Below are 23,332 nucleotides of genomic sequence, written 5' to 3' on the forward strand. Positions count from 1 at the left end.
CAGTTCAACCCGCGATACACGCCGCCTGACGCGGGTGGCGTATCAGGCGGCGGTTCAGCTCGATCAGTCCTTGGGTTTGGCATCCGGCAGGGCCGCGCCTTTAGGCCACAGCATCCAGATCTGGCCTTGCTGCTTCATATTGCCAGCCAGCTCGCCGGCCGCGTCGCCGGTGCCCCAGAACATATCGGCGCGGACTTCGCCGGCGATGGCGCCGCCGGTGTCCTGCGCCGCAACCGGGCGTACCAGCGGCGTGCCGTCGGGGCGGGTCGATGACAGCCACAACAGGCTGCCGAGGGGGATGACCTTGCGATCAATCGCCACGCTGTAACCGGCGGTGAGCGGCACGTTCAGCGAGCCGCGCGGGCCTTCGGTGCTGTCCGGGCGCTGAGTGAAGAATACGTAGCTCGGGTTGCTGCCCAGCAGCTCATTCACGCGTTCGGGGTGCGCAATCGCCCAGTCGCGGATGCGGCCCATGGACACTTCGTCCTTGGTCAATTGCCCTTGCTCCACCAGCCAGCGGCCGATCGGCTTGTAGGGGTAGCCGTTCTGATCGGCATAAGCGATGCGCAACTGACGGCCGTTCTCCAGCTGAACCCGACCCGATCCCTGGATTTGCAGGAACTGCAGGTCGATGGGGTTTTCCAGCCAGGCCAGCACGGGGGCGTTGGCGCCCTTGTTGCCGATGGTGGCGGCGTCGTCGTAGGGACGCAGCACCCGGCCGTCAAGGCGCCCGCGCAGGCGCTTGCCCTTGAGCTCGGGATAGATGCTGTCGAGGTTGACGATGATCAGGTCATCGGGCACGCCATACACCGCCACCGGGTGTGCGTCGTTGCGCTGCTCGCTGCCTTTGTAGATGGGCTCGTAATAGCCAGTGATCAGCCCGTTGGCGCCGTGCTCGGAGGAACGCAGACTGTAGACCTGCAGCTGGTTCTTGAGAAAGTCGCGCACCGCCGCAGGATTTTGTGGCACTTGGGCGGCGAGGGCGCACGTGCCGCCCCAGACCGGGTCCTTGGCCAGACGCTTGCACGCCGAGAACCAGCTGTTGTAGCCCGCCATCAGGTCGGTGTCGTTCACCGCCGGCAGTTTGTCCCACTCGACGCTGACGTAGGTCGTCGCTTCGGAGGGTTTGGTCTTCGGCGCACCGCCGTCACAGGCGGCGAGCAGGGCGATCAGGGGAGCGAGGCAAAATACGAAACGGCGCCAGTGCAGGCTTGTGGTCATCACGCGGGGTGTTTCCTGAGAATCATGCGAAGGCGGCTAGCTTGGTGAAAGCGGACGGCGGCGTCAAATGGATGAGGGAATCATTTGCATGAAAGCTCACATGTCTGCCGAACCGCTTTAAACGCGGATTTGCCGCCGACATTGCACTTTTTTGCCTTCAGCCGTTCTGACCTTGGCCGGGACGCGCTGATGAATGCGGTGTCCCGTTCGTTGAAACCTGGGATTGATGCTCGCCGTGTTCACTGTTTTATCCGTTTGCCGTCACCTGCGCCCGCTGTTTGCCCTGTGCATGCTCGGGCTCTGCGCGGCGGGTTGTACGCGCCAGGACGGCCGGGATGTCGCCACGCAGTTCAGCGAGACCCGCCCCCAAGAGTTCTTCCAGACCAGCGTGGACCGCATGGCCACACTGGCCATGGCCGACAACCTCGACAGCCTCTATCTGCTGATGAACAAACTCTACCTGCGCAATCCCGCCGAGTGGCGCAAGTCCGGCTTCGTTGACGCCGCAAGTGCGGAGCGCAACGTGCGACAGGCCATCGAGCAACAGAAGCCGTTGCCGCAGTTGGGCACCCGGCGTGACCTCGCCGCGCTGAGCTACGCCCTGAGCCCGGAGTTTCTTGGCGACCGCGTCGGTGCGTTCATCTATGCCATCGGCAGCATGTTGGTCACGGCCCACGGCGGGCGCCTGGAATTTTTCATGACCGACCAGATCAACCCGACCTTCGTCAGCAACGCCGCGCGCAATATCGAGAAGGCCACCTGGCTGCTGAGCCAGCGACAGAACGCCAATGGCGAGCTGTTGCTGTTCTCCAACGAAATTTCAGAGGAGGGCAGCAACCTCAGTTTTGCCACCGAGTTCGGCAAGATCGTGGCGCGCCTGGATCTGCTCACCCAGATGCTCGACGAGCGATATAGACGCATCGGTTTGAATTACGCCCAGAGCCTGCTGTTCCTGAACTTCCTCCCGGTGCAATGACGCCCCGCCGGGCGGGGGGAAAACCTTTTTTTGTGCCCCTCATCCTTGTCGGCTTTCGGTCGATAGCCCATCAGGAGTATGCAAAACAATTACAAAATATTTGGCATGGGGACGACGATGTTTAAAACAGTGCAGGCGCGCTATACGGTCATATTTGTGGCCTTGATTGTGGTGATCGCGGTGATCACTGAACAGGGCATCGTTCACTTGGTCACGCCCAAGGTCCGCGCGACCCAGGAGCAGGTAGTCCTGAGCCAGGTTGATCAGATCGGCACGCGTATCCTGTCGGACCTGGCCCGCGTAGAGGCCCAGTCCCGGGCGATCACCCAGGCGGTGCCGCTGCTGGACAGCGATGGCATCGACAAGGTGCTGCCAGGCCTGGTTGATCAGTACGGCGATCAGAAAGTCTTTGGCGGCGGCGTCTGGCCGATGCCGGACAAGCGCACCCCGGGGCGCAACAAGCACAGCTCATTCTTCCACCGTGACGGCAGTGGCCAACTGGTGGTGAGCACCTTCTGGAACTCCGACCCTGCGCCCAACTACTGGGAACAGCCATGGCACCGCGCCGGGCAGAACGCACCCAAGGGCAAATGCGCCTGGGCCGCTGCCTACCAGGACGAAGCCAGCCCGCAGCCGCGCACCAACTGCGCCATGGGCATCTACAAGGATGGCGCGCTGTACGGCGTTTCGACCATCGACGTCACCCTGGGCTTCTTCAACGGCCTGATCCAGGAAAAGGAAAAAGACATTCAGGGTCAGGTGATGATCGTCGAGCGCGACGGCAAGATCCTGACCAACCAGAGCCGCATCCCCGGCGAAATCATCCTCAAGAACATTTCCGGCTTCAGCGGCCAGTCGATGTTCGCCAAGGCCATTCAGGAGGGTCTGGGCAAGATCTCCGGCGACGCTGTGTATTCCCAGGAATACATCGACCCGCAACTGGGTGATCTGACCTTCTTCCTGCGTCCGGTCGCGGGCACGCCGTGGGTCATCGCCACATCGCTGCCGACCGCCATGCTCACCGCCAGCAGCACCGAAGTGCTGAAGACCCTGGGCTGGTTGCAGATCCCGCTGGTCATACTGTTGCTGGTGGTGCTGGGCTTTGCCTTCCACCGTCTGCTGGCACGCGTGACCGTTCTGCGCACCAACATCGACGCGCTGTCTTCGGGTGAGGCTGACCTGACCCGCCGTATTCCGATCAAAGGCCAGGACGAGCTGGACGCTGTCGGCCATTCGGTCAACAAGTTCATCGCCTTCCAGCAAGCCATGATTGTCGAGGTGCGCAACGGCACCGAGCAAATCTCGGCCGGGCTGGTGCAGTTGCAGGATCAGTCGCGCAACATCAACCAGATCCTCAACCGCCACGCCTCGGAAACCGATCAGGCGGTGACCGCGATCAACGAGATGAGCGCCACCGCCGACAGCGTCGCCGAGAGCGCGACGCAGACGGCGAGCTTTACCCAATCGGCCAATGACGCGGCGCAGCGTTCCCGTGACGTCGTCGACGAAGCATCGGTTAGCGTGCGGGCGTTGGTGGCGGAAGTTGAAGACGCGACGAAATACGTGCAGGAAATGCAGGTCGATGCCAAGCGCATCACCGATGTGCTCGGGGTTATCGGCGGCATCGCCCAGCAAACCAACCTGCTGGCCCTCAACGCGGCCATTGAAGCGGCGCGGGCAGGCGAGCAGGGCCGTGGCTTTGCGGTGGTGGCCGATGAGGTGCGGGCGCTGGCCGGTCGTACCCAGCAGAGCACCTCGGAGATCAACGAGATGCTCGCGCGGCTGGAGCAGGGCGTGAGCACTGCCGTGGGCGCGATGGAAAAAACCAAAGTCAGCTGCCAGTCCACCGCCGACCGCACGTCGCGGGTCAACGAAGGCCTGGATGGCATGGCTGGTTCCGTGCTGCGTATTCATGACCTGAGCGCGCACATTGCAACGGCGGCAGAGGAGCAGAGCGCGGTGACCGAGGAGATCAACCAGAACATGATCGCCATTCGGCACATGGTCGGTGAGCTGGTGGGCTGTGGTCAGCAGACCGACACCAGCGTTGACGCGCTGATGGCGTCCAACGAGCGACTGGTGGCGATGATCGATCGCTTCAAGGTTCGCTAACCGGCGATTCATTCACTCGCACACCACAAAGCCGGAGCCCTTGAAGCTCCGGCTTTTTCGTGTGGATGCTCAGTAGCTTTCGCCGCGAATGTATTCCTGCATTTTTTCGATCAGCCTGGCCTGCTCGGCGATGGCCGCCTTGACCAGGTCGCCGATGGACAGCAGACCGATCAGCCGGCCTTCGTCCACCACCGGCAAATGGCGCAGCCGGCGGTCGGTCATGATGTTCATGCAGTGATCGACGGTGTGCTGCGAACCCACGGTCTGTACCTCGTGGGTCATGATGTCGCTGACGGGGGTCCCGGCCGAAGCGCGGCCCTTTAGCTCCATCTTGCGGGCGTAATCCCGCTCGCTGACGATGCCAACCACCTTGCCATCGCGCACCACCGGCACTGCGCCGATGTTCTTTTCGGCCATCAACTTGATCGCCTCTAGGACCATCTCCCCAGGCCCGACGGTGTGAACGTCAGCGTGATGCGGGTCTTTCAACTTCAGTAGTTCGGCTACGGTCGTCATGCTGGCCTCTCCGGCGCGTTTCTTGTGAGCACGGCCGGTCTGGCCGTGCATAGAGAATCGTCGAGAGATGGCATTCCGGCAAGTTTGAAAGCGCCATGCCCGGCCCTGAAAACGTCACCGGCCCGGTTTGCAGATGCAGCATCGGCGCGCGGGCACGATGTCAGCCGATCCGCCGCGACAGGCCACCGTGTCCCTGGGCATGAGTCGGTGCCTTTGCCGGCGATGAAGGGCGCTGTTGCAGCAGGCCGGCAACGTCACGGGTCTGCAGAACGAACCCTTGCACCCAGTCCACGAAGGTCATCTCATCAAGGGCCTTGAGCGGCAGTTGTGTGCACAGGCGCACCGAGTGTTGTTCATCCAGCGCCAGCCAACAGCCGCTCATGGCGCCGCTGTCGAAGTTGAGCCTCATCAGCCGCTCGTACAGGCTCGGGTCGGGGCGCAGCGACAGTTTGCAATGCAGGATCGCGACGTCGCCGCCCGCCGGGATCTCGATGATGACCACTTCGCGGCCCTCGTCGAACAGCGCGCACACGCCGTTTTCGAGTTGCAACGCCGTGCCCAGTTGTTTGCCCAGTGCCTGAATGCAGGCGTCTGCTTGTGTCGTCGTGTTCATCATCTGCGGTGTCCTGTCCGGGGTTTCGATTGGATCAATGGAAAGTCATGGGCGTCGGCCTAGCGTGGCCGGAAGGCGCCGTTGCCGACCTGGCCCAGTTCAAGGGCGGGCTGCGAGTCGCCACGGTCGGCAATGTCGCCGTCGGCGGTGGCCTTCTTCGGGTTGGTAGGGTCCATGCCGTACTCGAAGGTGACTTCGCCCATCAGGCGTTCGATGCTCAGGGCGCTGCCGCTTTTGTAGCTGACGAACGGGAAGGGCGTGCCGAACGAGTCTTCCTTGGCTGCGGTCTTGAACACCGCGATGCTCTTGATGCGCAGATTGTTCTTGTCGCCGAGCATGTCCTTGAGCATCGCGTCGGTCAGGCTTCCGTCCAACGCGCCGGTTTCGATGCGTTCCTTGATGTCGTCGCGGACCTCAAGCTTGATTTCCGCGCGAGTGGTCCCCTTGGTGTCCTTCATCGCGTCGAGCAGGCCTTTGAACTGCGGGTCGGCACTCATCATGTCGTGGATGCGCTGGGCGTTGCCTTCGTTGCAGTCGCGGCCGAGCATCTGTTTGACGCGGTCGATCTGCCGCTTGGACGGCGCCGCTTGATCCAGCCGATTGACGTTGTTGTGCTTGATCACCATGTCCATCAGCGACATCAGGCTCGAGCCCTGGCCGGCAGCGGTGTTCTGCCGGTCGAGCTGGCGCAGGCTCTGGCGCGCGGCGTATTGCGCGTCGTTCTCGTCTGGCGTGGCCGTCAGGTATTTGCTCTTGAGGTCCTGCAGCACCTGCTCAGGATTCTTCCCTTCAGCCGACGGATTCTTGCTCATGCCGGGGAAGGCCTTCTCCAGTGTTTCGCCCAGGGTTTTGACGTCGGCGGTCTGCAGCGGCAGGGCGTTCTTGAAGCGCACGTCGTAGCTCTTGCCGGTCTTGTTGTCGAACGCCAGTGTCGCGCTGACCCCCAAGGGTGCACCGCCAGCCACGAACAGGTTGCTGGGGCGCGACGTAAAGACGGTGCTGAACATCCGCGCGTAGCCGGTCACCGAGCCTTTTTCGAGGAAACGCGCACGGTTGCTGCTGTAGAAATCGGTGTGCAGGCCATCGCTGCCATGGCCCTCGGTGCGTTCCCGTTCGGCGCTGAGCAGTGACACGGTTCCCAGCAGCCCCGCGCCGAAGCGCATGAAGCCGGCGACGGGCTCCGCATCGGTCTGGCCCTTGTTGGTACGGGATTCCAGGTTGACCCCTGCATCCAGGTCGAACGCGTGCTTGCCGGTGGTGCGCACTTCCTTCTCGACGCCACGATCCATCAATTCCATCGGTTTGAGGCCACCCTGGGTCGGGCGCTTGCTGCTGGCCAGCGGCGTCTGCATCAGGTCGGCCATGAAATCATCGATTTCGTCGTCACGGATGAAAAAGCTCAGCGCCGTGCTGTTGGCGTATTTGTACTTGGCGTCCAGGCTGCCGCCGAACCAGCCCCCGTTGGACTGGATGTTGGCGTGGCTGTCGCCCGGCGTGGTTTTGGTGTCACTTTTGCCGCCACCAAAACCGAAGCTTCCTGTGCCGCTGATGGCGCCTTCGCGGCTCATCGACACTTTCAGGCCGCGATCAAAGCGGGTAAAGGTCAGGCCGTAGGTGCGCTCCGGATCGATGTTGCCGCGAAAGCCGAGGAAGGCCGGTTCCGCCGGGCCCGCGACGCCGCCGGTGATACCGCCGCCGTAGTTGCGGTTCAGCTTGACGCTTTCCCGGGGTTCAAGATCGCGAAGCGCCTGGGTCAGGCTGCGCGTGACATCGGCGTTATTGGGGCCGGCAGGGGTTTCCAGGCCCTGCAATATGTTGCGCTTGAGCGGGTGGTTGTCCTTGCGCAAGTGCTTGAGCAGGTTCTTGGTGGCGTCGTAACTGGCTTCGAGGGACGCGTGGTCACGAAAGCCCGCGTCGGTGTAGCGTTTGACCGGGCTGCCTTCGTAGGTGTCGTTGTGCAGGACGGCCAGCGCCGTCGCGATGGGGGCGAAATCCTTGGCGCCCGGTTTTTTCACTTCATCGGCGAACCCGTCGAGGGCGGTGCTGATGTCGTTGAGCACCTTGACGTCCAGTGCCAGGCGGGCGCGCAGCAGCGCCTGTTTATCGCCCTGGGTGCGGGAGCCATCCAGCGGTTTCTCCGTGTTGCGACGCTCCAGGGTGAAATGCGCATTCTCCAGCGAGTCGAGCAACTGCCCCAGCTCATGGGCGTTGTCGATGCCGCTGTGGCGCAGGACGCCGGCCACTTGCGGCAGCATGTCGTTGGTACGCGGCTTGCCCCGAAAGGCCGGATTGACGGCACCGTTCTTGAGCAAGGCGCCCTCGTCCTGAGCCAGTTCACGGAGGGTTTTCTGCAGGTCCTCGGTGACGCTGGTCTGGAACCAGTTGAACAGCTCCGCCAGCTCGCCCGATTCAGGTGACGTCAGGCGGGGCGCCAGGTCATCAATGCGCTGTGCCATTGGCCGCCCCGGTGCTCCGGTCGCCGCTGTCGCGCGGGTGTGGAGTTCGCGCAGCAGCGCGGTTTCTTCGGTGTAGATCGGCCTCAGGCCTTCGCGGCCTTTCCAGGCGTGCTGGAGGCTGTCGGCAGGCACTTTCGCCGCGCCGGTCAAGGACAGATGAGCCGTCAGGTAATTCTGCCTGAGGGTGGCGGGGGCATATTGCTTCACCTTCGTGCTCTCGACGTTGTTGCTGCCCATCACGTTGACGGTGAGTTTGGCCGAGCCTCTGCGCAGGGTTTCCGGCTCGGCCGCTGCCAGCCGATTGAAGGCCGCGTGGTCATTGCGCGGGGCCGCCGGGGCGGGTGTTGCCGCTTCCCACCCGGTCGCGGTTTTGACGAATTCTCCCGCGCTGGTGGTGGCCAGCAAACGTCCGTCGTGATGGGGGCGCAGGTCCTGAAGAACGGCCCCCGGCGGGGTGGTCGGGCCCTGAACCGCTTGCCAGGTCCGCTGAGGATTGAGCTTTCGAGCGTTGGCATCGTCGCCGCTCAGCCGAAACAGGGCGCCGCCGCGCAGGGCGAACCAATCCTTGCCGCCCGTGCTGATCGCCTGGATATCACCGGTGCCGGGTGGCTTGGGCAACTGCGCGCGTTCGCCGTTCTGGTCATGCAAACGCAGTTCACCGCCGCTCAGGGTCATGAAATTCTGATCGTTCTGTACCGCCAGTTTGTCGGCGACCAGATGCTCGGCGCCGCGCAGGGCGGTGCCCTTGGCTTCGGTCCCGCGACCCTGCAGGGCCAGATCGGCGCCGCGACCCATGTCATGGGCGGCGGCCTGGGGCACCACTTTCAACTGTTTGAGCTTGCCGTCCTTGTCGATGATGTAAGCGAAGCCGTCCTGGCCTGCCTGCAGGGCTTTGATGTCCTTTTCGGTGGTCTTCTTCCATTCCTCGGTGCGCGGGTCCTGGACCAGCAGCGTGTTGTCGTGGCTGGCGATTTTGCCCCGTGGCAGCTGGATCTGCGCGGCGGCGTCAGGTGTCAGGACCGGCAAGCCTTGCTGACGGTCCATGACCAGCGGCGCCATGGACCAGCCGGGGACGAAGTCCTGTCTTTTGTCATCCCATGCGGCGCTGTGCTCCAGGCCTTGCTGATCCTTGACTCGGGCGTGCAGGACATTTTTATCGTCGTGGAAGAAGTCGCTGACGGTGTGATTGCCGAAGGCGGCCAGCAGGGCGGGTGAGGGTGGCGCTGGCTGTAGCGTGAGCTCGCCCGTGACGAGCATCGTTTTCTTGCGATCATCGACGGCCGGCATTGTCGCCTGCAGCAGTTTGCCCGACGCCGTCGTCGCCAGCAGGCGCTGCCCCGCGATGGCCACCGATTTGGGTTTCAGCGCCTCGTCGTTGTCCGTGCCGGTGGGCGTAATCAAGTGGTGTACATCGTGAAGATCGGGGCCTAGGGCATTGCGTTGTACCAGCAAGTGCTGGCCCTGAGTGTCTTCGCTGAGCGCCATCAGCTGACCGTCCGGCGAGCGTCCCAGCGCCGTGACCTTGTGATCGAAATTCAACGGGGTATTCAGATCATTCAGCGAATACACCCGGCCTTCGCCGTTGAGCCCGAACAGGTTGCCAGCGCCGATGTTGTGCAGGGTTTTCAGCGTTGCGCCTTGGGTGTTTTCCTGCCACTGGCCCCCTTGCACCGCGTACAGCTTATTTTCGTGAATTCGCCAGGCGGTGTTGTTGGCGTCTTTGTGCACGCCGGTGATCTGCGCGCGATGGGCATCGGTGGGCATCGCCACATCGAAGGCGTTGTTGGCGCGTTTTTCACTGCTTTTGAACAGGGAAATGGCCGCATCACTGGCATGGGCGTGGAGCAGCCGGTTCTGAGTGTCGACCAGCAGGTATTCGGTTTTTTCGGTGCTCTGATTCAGCTCCGCAAGACCCTGATAACGCTGGTCGTGCTTGCTCAGAATCCCTTCGAGCAGGCGCTCGGTGCGGTTGGGCTGGCCGGAGCCGCCAAAAGTCAGTTGCTGATTGTGCAACGCCATGCTTAGCCGGGGTGTCATCGCCATGGCGGGTAGCTGGGCTGTCGTCGGGCCGGTGGGCGGCACCGGCGCGTTCGCCTGTGGCGCGGCTGATGCAGCGGCCGTAGTTGATGCCGCCGCCGCGTTGGGTGCGAGCGCAGTGTTGGTGGTGTTCCCGGCCCCGGAGGCGCGTGGGATGGACGAGGCATCGCCCGGCCGGGCCTTGAACAGACCGCCTGCGAAGTGGCGGCTTTTCTGCAGCGTCGACCGGCTGGCAGTGGCCATGCGCGCCAGAACGTTTTTACGCTGCGTGGGACCGGTTGCCGTTGCAGCGGCAGGGTTCAGATGGGTGGTGCCGACATTGGTGGTCTGGCCACGTGAGACTGTAGGTAAAGCCATGCTGACGCCGTCCGTGCAAGTGAGTACTTTGCAGGGTGAGTGGCGTCAGGCAGGCAGGTGGTTCCCGATTTCCGGAAAGATCAGACAGGCCCGTCAGAGGGCTTGCGCCGGGGGCGGGAGATCACCGATTCGATGTTCTTGCGCCCGATCAGCAACGGGCTTTTGGCTTTGCGCGAGGCCGGCATGTCCGCCAGCCATTTGTACATCACCAGACAATCCACCAGCCCGAGCCGGGCATGGCGGTAAGCGCGGGGCAGACGGCCGACGATCTCAAAACCGAGTTTCTGCCAGAGCGCGACGGCGACGTCGTTGGTGGCGACCACGGAGTTGAACTGCATGGCCGAGAAGCCGCTGTCCAGCGCCAGTTGCTGAGAGTGCTCGCACATCAGGCGCGCGACGCCACGACCGCGCGCGGCCGGGGTGACCATGTAGCCGCAGTTGCTGACATGGCTGCCAGGGCCGGCAGCGTTGGCCTTGAGGTAATAGCTGCCCAGCAATATGCCGTCTTCTTCGGCGATCAGCGTGTGCAGCGGGTATTCCAGCCACAGGTGCCGGGCTTGCTCGACGCTCAGGTCGGGGGCGTAGGCGTAGGTTTCCTGCGCCAGAACAACAGCCTGAAAGGTGGGCCAGAAGACCGCGAAGTCATCGGCGGTCATGGGGCGGATGTGGATCATGGGTGGGTTCCGGAATTTCGGGGAGATGCGGGTGTGTGAGAATCAGTCTTCAAGGCACAACGTTGTTCCGCAGCGAACGAAATACCTGTGGGAGCGACCGGGGTGGCGCTCCACCTTGCTCGCGAAGGCGGCTACACAGCCGCCAGAGATGAGTTGCCTGAGCGGGCCTCTTCGCGAGCAAGCTCGCTCCCACAGGAACTGCGTTTATTCCAGACAGCGTGGCAGATCGCCGGATGTCAGAGAGCTCGCGTCAGCTGAGTCAGGACACCACTCGATAACACGGCACATACGCCGCGCCGCCCGGCAGTTTCATCCGGTGCTGCTCGACGAAGGCCTGCAACAGCTTGTCCAGCGGCTGCATCACTTCCGCGTCGCCGTGGATTTCGTACGGGCCGTGTTCCTCGATCAGGCGAATGCCCTTGTCCTTGACGTTGCCCGCCACGATCCCGGAAAACGCCCGGCGCAGGTTGGCCGCCAGTTCGTGGGGCGGCAGGTCGCGGCGCAGTTGCAGGCTGGCCATGTTGGCATGGGTCGGGTCGAAGGGACGCTGGAAGCTCTCTTCGATCTTCAGCAGCCAGTTGAAGTGGAACGCGTCGGCGCGGTCGCGGCGGAACTGGCGCACCGATGCAAGGCCCAGGGTCATCTGCCGCGCCACTTCAGACGGGTCGTCGATGATGATCTGGTAATGCTTGTGCGCGGCGTCGCCCAGTGTTGCGCCGACGAACGCGTGCAATTGCTCCAGGTACGGCGCGGTGCTTTTCGGGCCGGTGAGAATGACCGGGAACGGCAGGTCCTGGTTGTCCGGGTGCATGAGGATGCCGAGCAGGTAGAGGAATTCCTCTGCCGTGCCGGCGCCGCCCGGGAAAATGATGATGCCGTGGCCGACACGGACGAAGGCTTCCAGGCGCTTTTCGATGTCCGGCAGGATCACCAGCTCGTTGACGATCGGGTTCGGCGCTTCGGCCGCGATGATGCCCGGCTCGGTCAGGCCCAGGTAACGGCCGCCGGTGATGCGTTGCTTGGCGTGGGCAATGGTCGCGCCCTTCATCGGGCCTTTCATCACGCCAGGGCCACAGCCGGTGCAGATGTCCAGCTTGCGCAGGCCCAGCTCATGGCCGACTTCCTTGGTGTATTTGTATTCTTCGGTGTTGATCGAGTGGCCGCCCCAGCACACCACCATCTTCGGTTCGACGCCGGGGCGCAGGGTGCGGGCGTTGCGCAGCAGGTGGAAAACGTAATCGGTGATGCCCTGGGAGCTGCTCAGGTCGATGCGCTGGCTGTCGAGCTCGCTCTCGGTGTAGACGATGTCGCGCAGGGCGCTGAACAGCATTTCCCGGGTGCTGGCGATCATCTCGCCGTCGACGAAGGCGTCGGCCGGGGCGTTCAGCAGTTCGAGGCGCACGCCACGGTCCTGCTGGTGGATGCGCACTTCGAAGTCCTGGTAGGCCTCGAGGATGGTTTTGGCGTTATCGACATGGGCGCCGGTGTTGAGAATGGCCAGGGCGCACTGGCGGAAAAGGGTATAGATGCTGCCGGAGCCTGCGGCGCTGAGTTGCTGGACTTCACGTTGCGAGAGTGTTTCCAGGCTGCCCTTGGGGCTGACCGAAGCGTTGATGACGTGTCTTGGAGCCATGCTTGATTCCTTGAAAGCGGTGCCGGCCGCCGCGAGGGGCAGGGCACGAATACAGTGAACGTCCGGGACGCTCACCCATGGGGCCATTTTTTACATCGGTTGGTCAGGAAAGCAAACGTTGTGAGCGCGAATCTGGAAATTTCCCGTGACCCCGGTATGCTGCACGTCGACGTCCAGACCCATCGGCCTTCCCGACGCTATGATCTTCAACTTCACGATTTTTCTCCTCACCCTTGTCGCCATGGAAGGGGTCGGCTTTCTGGCCCACAAGTACGTCATGCACGGCTGGGGCTGGTTCCTGCACAAATCCCACCACGAAGAACAGCTCGGCGCCTTCGAAACCAACGATATTTATTTGCTGGCGCTGGGCATGCTGGCGGTCGCGCTGATCGTTGCCGGCAACCACGGCCATGACCCGCTGCAATGGGTGGGCGCAGGCGTCGCGGCGTTCGGCCTGATCTACGTGCTGGTTCACGACGGCATGGTCCATCGCCATTGGCCTGCGCGACCACGGCCGCGCAGTCGCTACCTCAAACGCCTGTACCACGCGCACTTGATGCACCACGCGGTGAAAGGCCGACGCAACAGCGTGTCGTTCGGCTTTCTTTATGCGCCCTCGGCGGCCACCCTGAAAAAGCAGTTGCGCGAGCATCGCGCTGCCCCACGTGACGAGCGTCGTCGAGACATGACCGGCGCTGCCATGGGCAAGGATCTGCAAAACGGTTGAACGGGGTCCACGCCGAACCTGTCAGTAATTTCACGTGGGTCACGCTGTTCACCGTCGTGTTGCTGCCGTAGAACTGACGGTCAGTCGTCTTACGCTGTTAATCCAACCGAATTTCTATCCGGAGAACCCCATGACTCAAGCATCGACACAGGCAACGGGCAAGACCATCACGTTCAAACGCCCGGACGGCAAAGAGTTGAGTGGCTACCTGGCCAGCCCGGCCAAGACCGAAGGCGCACCCGCCGTGGTGGTGATTCAGGAGTGGTGGGGCCTCAACGACCAGATCCGTGGCGTGGCCGATCGGCTGGCGGCGTCCGGGTACCTGGCGCTTGTGCCTGATCTTTATCGCGGCGAAATGACGGTCGAGGAAGAAGAAGCCCATCACCTCATGGACAAGCTCGACTTCGCCGATGCCGCCACCCAGGACATCCGCGGCGCCGTGCAATACCTCAAGGGCCACAGCCAGAAAGTCGGTGTTACCGGGTTTTGCATGGGCGGTGCGCTGACCCTGCTGGCACTCAACTTCATCCCCGAGCTGTCCGCCGGCGTGGTGTTCTACGGCATGCCGCCGCTGGAATTCCTCGACCCTGCGGCGATCAAGGTGCCGGTGCAGGCGCACTGGGGCACTCAGGATGAATTCTTCCCGGTGGACGGCGTCGATCAGCTGGAAGCCAAACTCAGCGAAGGCGGCGTCGACCTGGAATTCCACCGCTACCTGGCCCACCACGCCTTCGCCAACGAAGAAGCCGTCGGCCCTGGCCGCATTCCGGGCACGCAATACGATCCGGTCTGGGCGCAACTGGCCATGGACCGCACGCTGACCTTCTTCGGCCGCACCTTGTGGGGCTGAGCCTGGCCTTGGGCGCGGGCATCAACCCGCGCTGAAACCGCCGTCCACGGTCAGGGTCACGCCGTTGATCATGCCGGCGTCGTCGCTGAGTAAAAAGGCGATGGTCGCGGCGATTTCCCCGGGCTGAACGAAGCGGCCCAGGGGAATCCGCGACAGCATCGCGCCGGCCTTGACCGGGTCGCTCCAGGCCTTGTCTGCCATCGGCGTCAGTGTCACCACCGGATTCACACTGTTGACCCGAATGCCGTGGGGGCCAAGCTCAACGGCCATCACTCGGGTCATGGCATCCAGCGCCGCTTTCGACGCGCAGTACGCCAGATGATCCCGTGTGCCCACCGCAGCGGCGAGGCTTGAGACGTTGACGATGGCGCCCGGCACGCCGCGAGCGATCAGGTCGCGGGCGACAATTTGCGCCACGACCATGGGCGCCCGGGTGTTCACCGCCATCAGGTGATCGAAGGTCTCCACCGATGTGTCGAGAAACGACTTCAGCTCGACCACTCCTGCACAGTTGACCAACAGATCGACGGGCAGTACCGAGGCCACGGCCGCGCGGGTGGCGATGACGTCGGCGAGGTCCGCCACCGCTGAGTGCGCGCAATAGGCCAGATCCTCCGGATTGCGTCCCATGGCGATCACCTCTGCACCGCATCGCTCCAGCCACTGCACGGTTTCCCGGCCAATGCCCTTGCCCGCGCCGGTGACCAGAATCCGCTTGCCGCCAAAGTCATGATGGGCCATCGCGATCGCTCCAGAAGGGGGATTTATTTGTCCTGATCGAGCAGTTGCCGCGCCGCGCTTTCGTCGATGACCAGCTCGTGGACGAAATTGCGCAGCAGCACCGCGCGAATGATGTCGGCCTTGTACGGCCCGCCGGAGACCAGCACGACCTTCTTGATCCGCCGCAGGTCTTCGAGGTCCAGGGAGACGGCGCGGCGGTTCAGCGGGTGATTGACTTCGATGCCGTCGCGGTCCAGCCAGCGGCCGAGCAGGTCACCGACGGCACCGGCGGCCCGCAACGAGCGCGCGTCTTCATCATTGACCAGCCCCAGCTCGAGCATAAGCGAGCGCTCACTCAAATCACCGACGGTGAGCAAGGCCAGGTCGGCCTGCCGCGCCTTGCCGAGCACGGCTTGCACCGAGGCTTCTTCGAGGTACATGTCGCGGTATTGCTCTGAAGGTGCGAACACCGGCGCGGCGAGGTAGTACCAGGAGCCGCCGAACAGCCCCGCAAAACTCGAGGCGATTTCCACCGTGTTGTTGGCCGAGCCGTAATGCAGGCCGCCGAGCAGCGACAGCACGGTCAGGTTCGGCAGCGCCCGCGCCGACAGTTCGCGCACCGCCTGGCGCAGGGTGCGGCCCCAACCCACGGCGACGATGCTGCCGTCGGTGAGGTATTCCTCGATGCTCGGCGCAATGCCGACGCCCAGCACGCGGAAGATGGTCGACGGATCGTCGGGCGAGGGCACGACGGTGACGCGGCGCAGGCCGAAGCGGTTCTGCAGACGCTCTTCCAGTTCGATGCAGGCCGCCAGCGGCGAGGTGATGCGAATCTGCACCACGCCGGTTTCGCGGCAGGTCGCCAGGGCCTTGTTGACCCGCACACGGGTGATGCCCAGCCGGTCGGCGATCTGTTGCTGGGTCATGCTGTTGACGTAATAGGACCAGGCGATGCGGATATTGAGCTGATCCTCGGCGTTCACCGGTTCGGTGGTGAAGGGGGTGTCCGGGTGACGATTTTGCACGGCGGTGTCCTTACTGTGGCCGGTAAAGCGGGGCGTCTATTTCACGGCGCCCATGGTCAGCCCTTGTACCAGATGCCTGGATACCATCAACGCGAAAATGATCACCGGGAACACGATCAGCGTGCCGGTGGCCATGATCTCGCCCCAGGGCAGGTCGTAGCCGCTCATGAAACTGGTGGCGGTCACCGGCGCGGTGCGGGCGGTGTTGCGCGTGAGCACCAGGGCATAGAGCAGCTCGTTCCAGGAAAAGATGAACGAGAAGATCGCCGACACCGCCACCCCCGGCATCGCCAGGGGCAGGGCGATGCGCCAGAAGATGGTGAAGCGCGACGCGCCCGACAGCCGCGCGGCTTCGTCCAGGTCCTTCGGCACGCCGCGAAACTGGTCGGTGCAGATCCACACGACGATGGGCAGGTTGAAGGTCAGGTAGATCAGGATCAGCACCAGATGGGTGTCGATCAGGCCCATGTTGCGCGCCATCAGAAAGATCGGCAGTGCCACGACGATGGGGCTGAGCATGCGGTTGGTGATGAACCAGAACCACAGGTCTTCCTTGCCCTTGAATTCGAACCGCGCCAGGGCGTAGGCCGCTGGCGTACCGAGGCCGACGGCGAGCACCGTGGTGCAGACCGCGACGATCAGCGAGTTGCCCAGGCTGTGCAGCACGTCGCGCTCAAACAGCACTTTCACATAGTTATCCAGGTGCGGCGTGAACGCCCAGATCGGTGGCGAGGCGAGGGCTTCGGCCTGGGTCTTGAGGCTGGTGGCGACCATCCAGTAGAACGGAAACACCGCGAACAGGAAGATCGCCAGAAGACCCACCAGATGCCAGGCATTGACGCTCGCCCGTGGGCGAACCAGGGCGGGGGTGGCCGGGTTTTTCGCAGTCGCAACGGTGGCCATGTCAGATCTCCCGATAAACGAATTTGATGTACAGCCGGGCCAGCACGATGGTCAGGATCAGCATGAGGATCGCCTGCGCCGACGCGACGCCCTGATCGAACACGCGAAAGCCGATTCGCTGGATATAGACGCTGACCAGCTCGGTCGCCGCGCCCGGGCCGCCGCGGGTCATGGTGAACACGGTGTCGAACATCTTGAGGATGTCAGCGGTGCGCAGAATCAATATCACCGTCGCGCTGGGCAACAGAAACGGCAACTGCACGTAGCGCACGATCTGCCAGCGGCTTCGGGTTTCCAGGCGCGCGGCCTCTTCGATTTCATTGGGCACCATGGTCAGCCCCGCCAGCAGCACCAGCGCGCAGAAGGGCGTCCATTGCCAGATGTCCATCAGCGCCACGGCAATGAACGCGTTGGTGGTGTCGCCCAGCCATTCGACCGGCCCGGCATTGACCACTGAGAGCAGGGCGTTGGCCACGCCGAAATCGCGGTTGAAGATCAGCCGGCCAATCAGCCCGGCCACGGCGGGCGCGGTGGCCAGCGGGATGACCAGGCTCATGCGCGCCAGCAGTTTGAAACCGGACAGGCCGGGCTTGTGCAGCATCAGCGCGATGATCAGCCCAAGCGCCAGCTGGATTGGCACCACGGTGATGAGAAACAGCCCGGTTCGGCCCAGCGCCGCCCAGAACGAAGCGTCGTTGAGCACGTTGAGGTAGTTGTCGAAGCCGATGAAAGGCGTCGCGTCTTTTGGCCGGGCCAGGTTGTACTGGCGGAACGAGTTGACCAGCGCGAACACCGTCGGAAAGATGCCGATCAGCGCCAGGGCAACGGTGGCCGGCGCGAGAAAGGCAAGGGCCGCGCGGGTGTTGTTCCACAGGGTCGGGAAGGGTGGTTTTTTCTTGTTCGGCATGTGTTGGGTCTCGAAGGTGCGGGCATCTCACGGCATTACGCTGCACCCCTGTGGGAGTCAGCTTGCTGGCGAATACGCTGTGCCATTCACCGCAGAGGTGTCAGACATTTTCCATTCGCCAGCAAACCGGCTCCTACGGGAGTGTGGTCAAACCGTCACTTCAGCAATTTGACCTTGCCGTCGTAATACCCGGCCTTCTTCAGGATCTCCTCCATCCTGCTGCCAATCGCCTTGGCCCCGGCCTCCACGCTGGTTTTGCCGAGCATGATCGCCGTGCCGTTTTCACCGACCACTTCGGAAATCTCCGGCCATTGCGGGAAGCGGGGGCGGTAGTCAGGCACGCCGCCTTTCCACGACGTCACCATCGGCTGCACGAACGGGTATTTCTTCTGCACGTCGGCGTCCTCGTACACCGACATCCGCCCGCTCACACCACCGGCGTCTAGGTACGGCTTGGCCATGGCTTCGGAGGTGACCCACTGAATGAACAGCCACGCCGCAGCTTTCTGCTTCTCATCGGACTTGGCGTTTACGCCCAGGGAGAACCCGCCAAGCGCCGGCTTCAGACCGGCCGGGCCTTTGGGTTCGGTGGCCACGGCCAGGCAGTCGGTGATCCTGGATTTGGTCGGGTCGGCCAGGGTGCCGTAGAACGCCGACCATTCGGTGATCATCGCCACTTTGCCTTGGGCGAGGGCGTTGACCGCTTCGTTGTGGTCGTAATCGACGATGCCCGGCGGCATGTATTTCATCAGGTCCTGACGAAATTGCAGCCCTTGCTGGGACGCCTTGGAATTGAGGTTGGATTTGAATTTATCGTCCAGCAGTGAGCCACCGAACGGCCAGAGGAAACGCATGAAGCTGTCCGCCGATTGCGTTTCACCGCGCCGCGATTGCAGGGCGTAGGCGTAGCGATCCTTGGTCTTGTCGGTGAGTTTGGGCGCGTAGTCCTTGAGCAGCTCATCCCACGTGGCCGGCGGCTTGTCGAAGCCGGCGTCCTTGAGCATGCACTTGTTGTAGAACAGCAGCCCGGAGTAGTTATCGAAGGGCAGGCCGTAGGTCTGTTTGTCCCAGCTGCCGAACGACTCCAGCAGGATCGGGAAGAAACCCTCCAGCTTGAGGTCCGGGTCGGCGAGCTTCGCGTCCTGGGTGAAGGTGGTGACCGGTTCAAGCCAGCCGTTGCCGGCGAATTCGCCGATCCACACCACGTCCGTCAGCACGACGTCGAGCTGCTCGCCGGAAGTGAAACTCAGCACCTCGCGTTCGCGGCTATTCTCGTAAGGGATGGTTTCGTAGCTGACCTTGATGCCGGTTTTCTTTTCGAACTCCGGCAGCAGTTTGATGGCGGCGGCGTAACCGGGACGGTCGAGGAAAATCGCCTTGATTTCGGTGCCCTTGTACGGCGCGGCGGCCTCTTCCAGCGTCCAGGCCTGTGCGGCGCCGGAACCCAGCGCAATCGACAGGGCGAGGGCATTCCAAACCAGCTTCTTCATTTACGTGACCTCATTATTGTTGTGGGTGAGGGTTACGCGGGGACAGGTGTTAACGGTGCATATAGGTGGATCTACGGGGCAGTCAATCCGGTTCGGGCGAGTTCCTTGACATTTGTAATTTACGAATTACAAATGATCGTAGGACAAAATGCATTGCTGTCAAATCAGCGCGCCGTTGCCATGAAAAATGCCCAAACAACAATAATTCAGGGGATACGATTTTGACTGAACTCAGTTTGAGTGGCGTCGAGAAGGCCTATGGCGAGATCAAGGTCTTGCATGACATCCACCTGAGTATCGAGAGCCGCGAGTTCGTGGTGTTCGTCGGGCCTTCGGGGTGCGGCAAGTCAACCCTGCTGCGCTGTATCGCGGGCCTGGAGAGCATCACCCAGGGCCAGATTCGCATCGGCGATCGCGATGTGACCTACCTGGAGCCGGCCGATCGCGGCGTGGCCATGGTGTTCCAGTCCTACGCGCTGTACCCGCACATGTCGGTCTACGACAACATCGCCTTCGGGCTGAAGATGCAAAAGACCCCCAAGGACCAGATCGAAGCCAAGGTGCGCAACGCCGCACGCATCCTGCAGCTCGAACCGCTGCTCGACCGCAAGCCCAAGGCATTGTCTGGCGGCCAGCGTCAGCGCGTCGCCATTGGCCGGGCCATTGTCCATGAGCCGGAAGTCTTTCTGTTTGACGAACCCCTTTCCAACCTCGATGCCTCCCTGCGCGTGCAGATGCGTATCGAGATCGCCAAGCTGCATGCCGACCTCCAGGCAACCATGGTTTACGTCACCCATGACCAGGTCGAAGCCATGACCCTGGCCGACAAAATCGTCGTGCTCAACAAGGGTTGCATCGAACAAGTGGGTTCGCCGCTGGAGCTTTATCACCATCCGCGCAACCGTTTCGTTGCCGGCTTCATCGGCTCGCCGCAGATGAGTTTTCTACCGGTCACGGCGGTGGCCGTCAGTGTCGAAGGCGTTCAGGTCAGCCTGCCGGGTGGCGAGCTGTTGTGGGTTCCGGTGAGGGGCGAGCATGTAAAAGCGGGCGACCCGTTGACCCTGGGCCTGCGTCCCGAGCACCTGTCGGATCGGGGCGAGGGCGATGCGCAAATTCCGGTAAAAACCCTGGTGGTCGAGCATCTGGGCGGGGAGACGTTTACCCACGCGCAGACCGACGATGGCCATGATCTGATGGTCAAGGGTGAGGGGATGTCGGCGGTCAAGGCGGGGCAATTGCTGCGCGTCGGGGTGCAGGGCCACCGTTGCCATCTGTTCGATGAACAGGGTCAGGCACTGGCGCACCGGCGGCATTACACCGAGGCGAACGTGAGTGACGGGCAGGTTCCGGCGTCGGCGATCCACGCGGGATAAGCGGCCTGCGCTTCGATCAAAACGTCTTGGGACGCCCGTTCCAGAGCCCTCGCGGTGTTTTTTTCATTCAAGAGAAAGGTGTCAGCGCCGATACAGCCCCGGGCCCGATCCGTTTTCGGGCCGGATATTTTTCCCAAGGAGCTGTAAATGCGCATTACCCACATTCTGGCGTTGGTTGGCACACTGGTGCTGACCGGCTGTTCGTCCATGATGAAACCCGCCGACAACCCAGTCATCGAAGCCAGCCCTCAGGACGGCGCACAGGTCGTCTTCATGCGCAGCGCGTTCATGGCCAAGGCCATCGATGCGTCCGTGTATGACGTGACCGGCGGCAAGACCCAGTTCATCGGCATCCTGGCCAACGGCACCAAGGTTGCCTACCCGACGACGCCGGGCCACCACACCTTCATGGTGGTCTCCGAAGCGGCGGACTTCCTGGAAGCCGACCTGGCCCCGGGCAAGACCTACTATTCGATGGTCATCCCGCGCATGGGCATGTGGAAAGCGCGCTTCTCGCCGTGGCCGGTCGCCCGCGATCCGAAAGCGGAATACAGCTCGCAGTCCAGCGATTTCAAGGACTGGATCGCCGACACCAAGCTGATGACCAACTCGCCTAAATCCCTGAGCTGGTTCGAGAGCAACAAGAGCTCGGTCGAGTCCAAGCGGGTTGAGTACTGGCCGGTCTGGCAGAAGAAAAGCGCGGCGGACGTTGAACTGCGCACGTTGCACGCCGCTGACGGCCTCTGATCGCAGAGCCGCTTGCCAAGGCGGCTCGCACTAGCGACCCGCGTCACTGCACCCCGAACAGCGCCGTCCAGTAAATGCCGGCGTCGCTCTTCGGGTCGGTGGCGTAGGCAGCGCCGAGGTCATGAAACTGCGGGTTCATGAGGTTGGCGCAATGGCCGGGGCTGGCAAGCCAGCCTTCGACCACCTTGCGCGCGTTGTCCTGCCCGGCGGCAATGTTCTCGCCGATCTGCTGCCCGATATACCCGGCCAGCTCTGCACGGTCCCCCGGCGTCCCGCCGTTGCGACCCTTGTGATCAAAATAGTTGTTGTTGGCCATGGAGCGCGAATGGCTTTCGGCTGCGCTCATCAACGTGTCGTTCCACACCAGCGGCGCGGCAGCGGAAAACGACTGAGTGCCACATTGCTGAGGTTGCTTGCGCGCTTCATTGATCAGCCCCAGCAGCTTCTGGCCCTCGGCCTGCGCGTTACCCAGTCCGCCCGCCAGCAGTGGACGCGCCAGCACGATGCGCCAGTCTCTGTCGTTGCGGCTGACGCCGATGTCGACGAACTGCGGATTGAGCACCACCTGACAAAAACTTTCCTGAATTGCCGCCATGGCCGCTTGCGCGTCGCGCGGGCCCGAGAGAGTGATGGCCTGGACGCTGACCATCGGATACGACGCCCGGGCCAGCATCGGCTGCAGATCCACCGTGCCACTGGCGGGCAGGTTCAGGCGCGGGTCGCTGTTCAGCGGCGGCAGCTCGGTCGACGCCACATTGGCGCAAGGCTGGGCCTGGCTGCGGTATGTATTGATTGACTGGATCAGTTGCGTTTCTTCGCTGGCGACGGCCGTCCCTGCCATCAGCAGCGCCAGGGGCACAACAGCGAGACACTGGATGAATGATCTGAAACGCATGGAAATCTCCCTCGAACTGACGCGCCCACGGTGCGCGATTTTACCTGTCGCGAAATAGTCTGAGCCGCACAAACCGTGGAGGTTGCAGCGATGAGCAGGGTTTTTGCAATAGCTGGCGTGAAAACCCGGTGTTTCGCCGCGTGCTGCACGCCGATGCGTGACCGAACGGGCGCGAAGGGAGAGGGTGTTTGTTTATTCTGCGCCCCAGCGGTGGTCGTCACGCAGGCTGAGCCACATAATCAGCGCTCGACCTGCAGTGTGACTTCGATGACCACGACCATTCAGCGACTGACCCCGGAATATGCCTCGGCTTATCGAGCCCTGATGCTTGAAGCCTACGCCCTCCATCCTGATGCGTTCACGTCCGACTTCGGCGAGCGCGAAGCCTTGGCGATCAGTTGGTGGGAGAAACGGCTCGTGGTCGGGCCTGATGCGACAGAGGTGGTGTTCGGCGCTGTTGAAGCAGGGAGACTGCTGGGGGTTGCCGGCCTTTCAATTGAAACCAGAAAGAAAGCTCGCCACAAATCCTCGCTCTTCGGGATGTACGTTCCCCACGCCCATCGGGGGAAAGGTGTCGGGCATGATCTGGTTGGCAGCGTGTTGGCCTATGCGCAGAGCGTGCCGCAGCTGTTGCTCGTCCAGTTGACGGTGACCGACGGCAACCGCGGTGCCCAGGACTTGTATGAACGGATGGGGTTTGAGGCGTTCGGGGTCGAGCCGTATGCGGTGGCGGTGGGGGAGCAGTACGTGTCGAAGGTGCATATGTGGTGTGATTTAAGACGTTCAGGGTCAGAGACCGGCTGAAGCCGGTGCCACTGTTGGATCGCGGTCGATTTCCTACTATCGGATCGCGGTTGATTAGTGGGACTGGCTTTAGCCGGGAAGAGGCCAGCATGCGCGCCATCCATTTTGCAATGTGGCCACCGACGCATTCCCGGCTGAAGCCGGTCCCACTGTTGGATCGCGGTCGATGAGTGGGACTGGCTTTAGCCGGGAAGAGGCCAGCGTGTACGCCATCTATTTTGCGGTATGGCCTCCGACGTCTTCCCGGCTGAAGCCAGTCCTACACCGGATCGCGGTCGATGAGTGGGACTGGCTTT

Annotated in this window: 19 protein-coding genes; 7 read left to right on the forward strand and 12 right to left on the reverse strand. The window is 62.7% G+C overall.

What is annotated here, in order from left to right:
- Positions 1–63: 63 nt before the first annotated feature.
- Positions 64–1,221 (reverse strand): MltA domain-containing protein, encoded by a 1,158-nt coding sequence (locus ABEH28_RS10685; RefSeq protein ID WP_192172280.1) that lies wholly within the window; start codon positions 1,219–1,221, stop codon positions 64–66.
- Between the two features lie 289 nt (positions 1,222–1,510).
- Between ABEH28_RS10685 and ABEH28_RS10690 the strand changes: the two genes are divergently transcribed.
- Positions 1,511–2,197: a hypothetical protein gene (locus ABEH28_RS10690; RefSeq protein ID WP_192172279.1), complete on the forward strand. Its 687-nt coding sequence runs from the start codon at positions 1,511–1,513 to the stop codon at positions 2,195–2,197.
- Between the two features lie 117 nt (positions 2,198–2,314).
- The gene (locus ABEH28_RS10695; RefSeq protein WP_192171935.1) at positions 2,315–4,309 is read left to right on the forward strand and encodes a methyl-accepting chemotaxis protein; all 1,995 of its coding nucleotides are present in this window, start codon (positions 2,315–2,317) and stop codon (positions 4,307–4,309) included.
- Between the two features lie 69 nt (positions 4,310–4,378).
- Here ABEH28_RS10695 and ABEH28_RS10700 read toward each other — a convergent pair whose 3' ends face one another.
- The 5 genes from ABEH28_RS10700 to ppnN form a co-directional block, all read right to left on the reverse strand.
- Positions 4,379–4,825 carry a CBS domain-containing protein gene (locus ABEH28_RS10700; RefSeq protein WP_346629885.1) on the reverse strand — a complete coding sequence of 149 codons (447 nt, stop codon included), beginning with the start codon at positions 4,823–4,825 and terminating at the stop codon, positions 4,379–4,381.
- A gap of 160 nt (positions 4,826–4,985) precedes the next feature.
- Positions 4,986–5,441 carry a type III secretion system chaperone gene (locus ABEH28_RS10705; RefSeq protein WP_192171933.1) on the reverse strand — a complete coding sequence of 152 codons (456 nt, stop codon included), beginning with the start codon at positions 5,439–5,441 and terminating at the stop codon, positions 4,986–4,988.
- 56 nt (positions 5,442–5,497) lie between these two features.
- Positions 5,498–10,288, reverse strand: a complete 4,791-nt coding sequence (locus ABEH28_RS10710) for an AvrE-family type 3 secretion system effector (protein WP_346629886.1) — start codon at positions 10,286–10,288, stop codon at positions 5,498–5,500.
- A gap of 80 nt (positions 10,289–10,368) precedes the next feature.
- Positions 10,369–10,962, reverse strand: a complete 594-nt coding sequence (locus ABEH28_RS10715) for an N-acetyltransferase (protein WP_346629887.1) — start codon at positions 10,960–10,962, stop codon at positions 10,369–10,371.
- A 259-nt stretch (positions 10,963–11,221) separates the two neighbouring features.
- On the reverse strand, positions 11,222–12,595 hold the full coding sequence (gene ppnN, locus ABEH28_RS10720) for a nucleotide 5'-monophosphate nucleosidase PpnN (protein WP_346629888.1): 1,374 nt from the start codon (positions 12,593–12,595) through the stop codon (positions 11,222–11,224).
- Positions 12,596–12,794: 199 nt separating this feature from the next.
- Between ppnN and ABEH28_RS10725 the strand changes: the two genes are divergently transcribed.
- Together ABEH28_RS10725 and ABEH28_RS10730 are read left to right on the forward strand one after the other, a co-directional pair.
- Positions 12,795–13,322 (forward strand): sterol desaturase family protein, encoded by a 528-nt coding sequence (locus ABEH28_RS10725; RefSeq protein ID WP_346629945.1) that lies wholly within the window; start codon positions 12,795–12,797, stop codon positions 13,320–13,322.
- A 130-nt stretch (positions 13,323–13,452) separates the two neighbouring features.
- A complete protein-coding gene (locus tag ABEH28_RS10730; RefSeq protein WP_346628356.1) occupies positions 13,453–14,172 on the forward strand; it encodes a dienelactone hydrolase family protein in 720 nt (239 codons plus the stop codon).
- Positions 14,173–14,193: 21 nt separating this feature from the next.
- Here ABEH28_RS10730 and ABEH28_RS10735 read toward each other — a convergent pair whose 3' ends face one another.
- The 5 genes from ABEH28_RS10735 to ABEH28_RS10755 form a co-directional block, all read right to left on the reverse strand.
- A complete protein-coding gene (locus tag ABEH28_RS10735; RefSeq protein WP_346629889.1) occupies positions 14,194–14,913 on the reverse strand; it encodes an SDR family oxidoreductase in 720 nt (239 codons plus the stop codon).
- Between the two features lie 23 nt (positions 14,914–14,936).
- Positions 14,937–15,917, reverse strand: coding sequence for a sugar-binding transcriptional regulator (locus tag ABEH28_RS10740; RefSeq protein WP_346629890.1), 981 nt, complete (start codon positions 15,915–15,917; stop codon positions 14,937–14,939).
- A gap of 36 nt (positions 15,918–15,953) precedes the next feature.
- A complete protein-coding gene (locus ABEH28_RS10745) occupies positions 15,954–16,820 on the reverse strand; it encodes a carbohydrate ABC transporter permease (protein WP_346629891.1) in 867 nt (288 codons plus the stop codon).
- Position 16,821: 1 nt separating this feature from the next.
- Complete coding sequence (locus ABEH28_RS10750) at positions 16,822–17,727, reverse strand: sugar ABC transporter permease (protein WP_346629892.1); 906 nt, start codon at positions 17,725–17,727, stop codon at positions 16,822–16,824.
- Between the two features lie 155 nt (positions 17,728–17,882).
- Positions 17,883–19,217, reverse strand: coding sequence for a sugar ABC transporter substrate-binding protein (locus ABEH28_RS10755; protein WP_346629893.1), 1,335 nt, complete (start codon positions 19,215–19,217; stop codon positions 17,883–17,885).
- Positions 19,218–19,438: 221 nt separating this feature from the next.
- Here ABEH28_RS10755 and ugpC point away from each other — a divergent pair, with 221 nt between their 5' ends.
- Both ugpC and ABEH28_RS10765 read left to right on the forward strand, forming a co-directional pair.
- Positions 19,439–20,590, forward strand: a complete 1,152-nt coding sequence (gene ugpC / locus ABEH28_RS10760; RefSeq protein WP_346629894.1) for a sn-glycerol-3-phosphate ABC transporter ATP-binding protein UgpC — start codon at positions 19,439–19,441, stop codon at positions 20,588–20,590.
- Positions 20,591–20,737: 147 nt separating this feature from the next.
- Entirely contained in the window at positions 20,738–21,337 is a 600-nt protein-coding gene (locus ABEH28_RS10765) for a hypothetical protein (RefSeq protein ID WP_346629895.1), read from the forward strand.
- A gap of 43 nt (positions 21,338–21,380) precedes the next feature.
- Here ABEH28_RS10765 and ABEH28_RS10770 read toward each other — a convergent pair whose 3' ends face one another.
- Positions 21,381–22,232, reverse strand: a complete 852-nt coding sequence (locus ABEH28_RS10770; RefSeq protein WP_192171922.1) for a CAP domain-containing protein — start codon at positions 22,230–22,232, stop codon at positions 21,381–21,383.
- Positions 22,233–22,499: 267 nt separating this feature from the next.
- Here ABEH28_RS10770 and ABEH28_RS10775 point away from each other — a divergent pair, with 267 nt between their 5' ends.
- Positions 22,500–23,036: a GNAT family N-acetyltransferase gene (locus tag ABEH28_RS10775; RefSeq protein WP_346629896.1), complete on the forward strand. Its 537-nt coding sequence runs from the start codon at positions 22,500–22,502 to the stop codon at positions 23,034–23,036.
- Positions 23,037–23,332 lie beyond the last annotated feature (296 nt).

This window comes from Pseudomonas sp. Ps21-P2 (assembly GCF_039672565.1).
In the GTDB taxonomy this organism is placed as follows: Bacteria; Pseudomonadota; Gammaproteobacteria; order Pseudomonadales; family Pseudomonadaceae; genus Aquipseudomonas.

Coding starts and splice junctions, on each gene's coding strand:
- ABEH28_RS10685 (WP_192172280.1), bottom strand. CDS start 1,221: ATGACCACAAGCCTGCACTGGCGCCGTTTCGTATTTTGCCTCGCTCCC.
- ABEH28_RS10690 (WP_192172279.1), top strand. CDS start 1,511: ATGCTCGGGCTCTGCGCGGCGGGTTGTACGCGCCAGGACGGCCGGGAT.
- ABEH28_RS10695 (WP_192171935.1), top strand. CDS start 2,315: ATGTTTAAAACAGTGCAGGCGCGCTATACGGTCATATTTGTGGCCTTG.
- ABEH28_RS10700 (WP_346629885.1), bottom strand. CDS start 4,825: ATGACGACCGTAGCCGAACTACTGAAGTTGAAAGACCCGCATCACGCT.
- ABEH28_RS10705 (WP_192171933.1), bottom strand. CDS start 5,441: ATGATGAACACGACGACACAAGCAGACGCCTGCATTCAGGCACTGGGC.
- ABEH28_RS10710 (WP_346629886.1), bottom strand. CDS start 10,288: ATGGCTTTACCTACAGTCTCACGTGGCCAGACCACCAATGTCGGCACC.
- ABEH28_RS10715 (WP_346629887.1), bottom strand. CDS start 10,962: ATGATCCACATCCGCCCCATGACCGCCGATGACTTCGCGGTCTTCTGG.
- ppnN (WP_346629888.1), bottom strand. CDS start 12,595: ATGGCTCCAAGACACGTCATCAACGCTTCGGTCAGCCCCAAGGGCAGC.
- ABEH28_RS10725 (WP_346629945.1), top strand. CDS start 12,795: ATGATCTTCAACTTCACGATTTTTCTCCTCACCCTTGTCGCCATGGAA.
- ABEH28_RS10730 (WP_346628356.1), top strand. CDS start 13,453: ATGACTCAAGCATCGACACAGGCAACGGGCAAGACCATCACGTTCAAA.
- ABEH28_RS10735 (WP_346629889.1), bottom strand. CDS start 14,913: ATGGCCCATCATGACTTTGGCGGCAAGCGGATTCTGGTCACCGGCGCG.
- ABEH28_RS10745 (WP_346629891.1), bottom strand. CDS start 16,820: ATGGCCACCGTTGCGACTGCGAAAAACCCGGCCACCCCCGCCCTGGTT.
- ABEH28_RS10750 (WP_346629892.1), bottom strand. CDS start 17,727: ATGCCGAACAAGAAAAAACCACCCTTCCCGACCCTGTGGAACAACACC.
- ABEH28_RS10755 (WP_346629893.1), bottom strand. CDS start 19,217: ATGAAGAAGCTGGTTTGGAATGCCCTCGCCCTGTCGATTGCGCTGGGT.
- ABEH28_RS10765 (WP_346629895.1), top strand. CDS start 20,738: ATGCGCATTACCCACATTCTGGCGTTGGTTGGCACACTGGTGCTGACC.
- ABEH28_RS10770 (WP_192171922.1), bottom strand. CDS start 22,232: ATGCGTTTCAGATCATTCATCCAGTGTCTCGCTGTTGTGCCCCTGGCG.
- ABEH28_RS10775 (WP_346629896.1), top strand. CDS start 22,500: ATGACCACGACCATTCAGCGACTGACCCCGGAATATGCCTCGGCTTAT.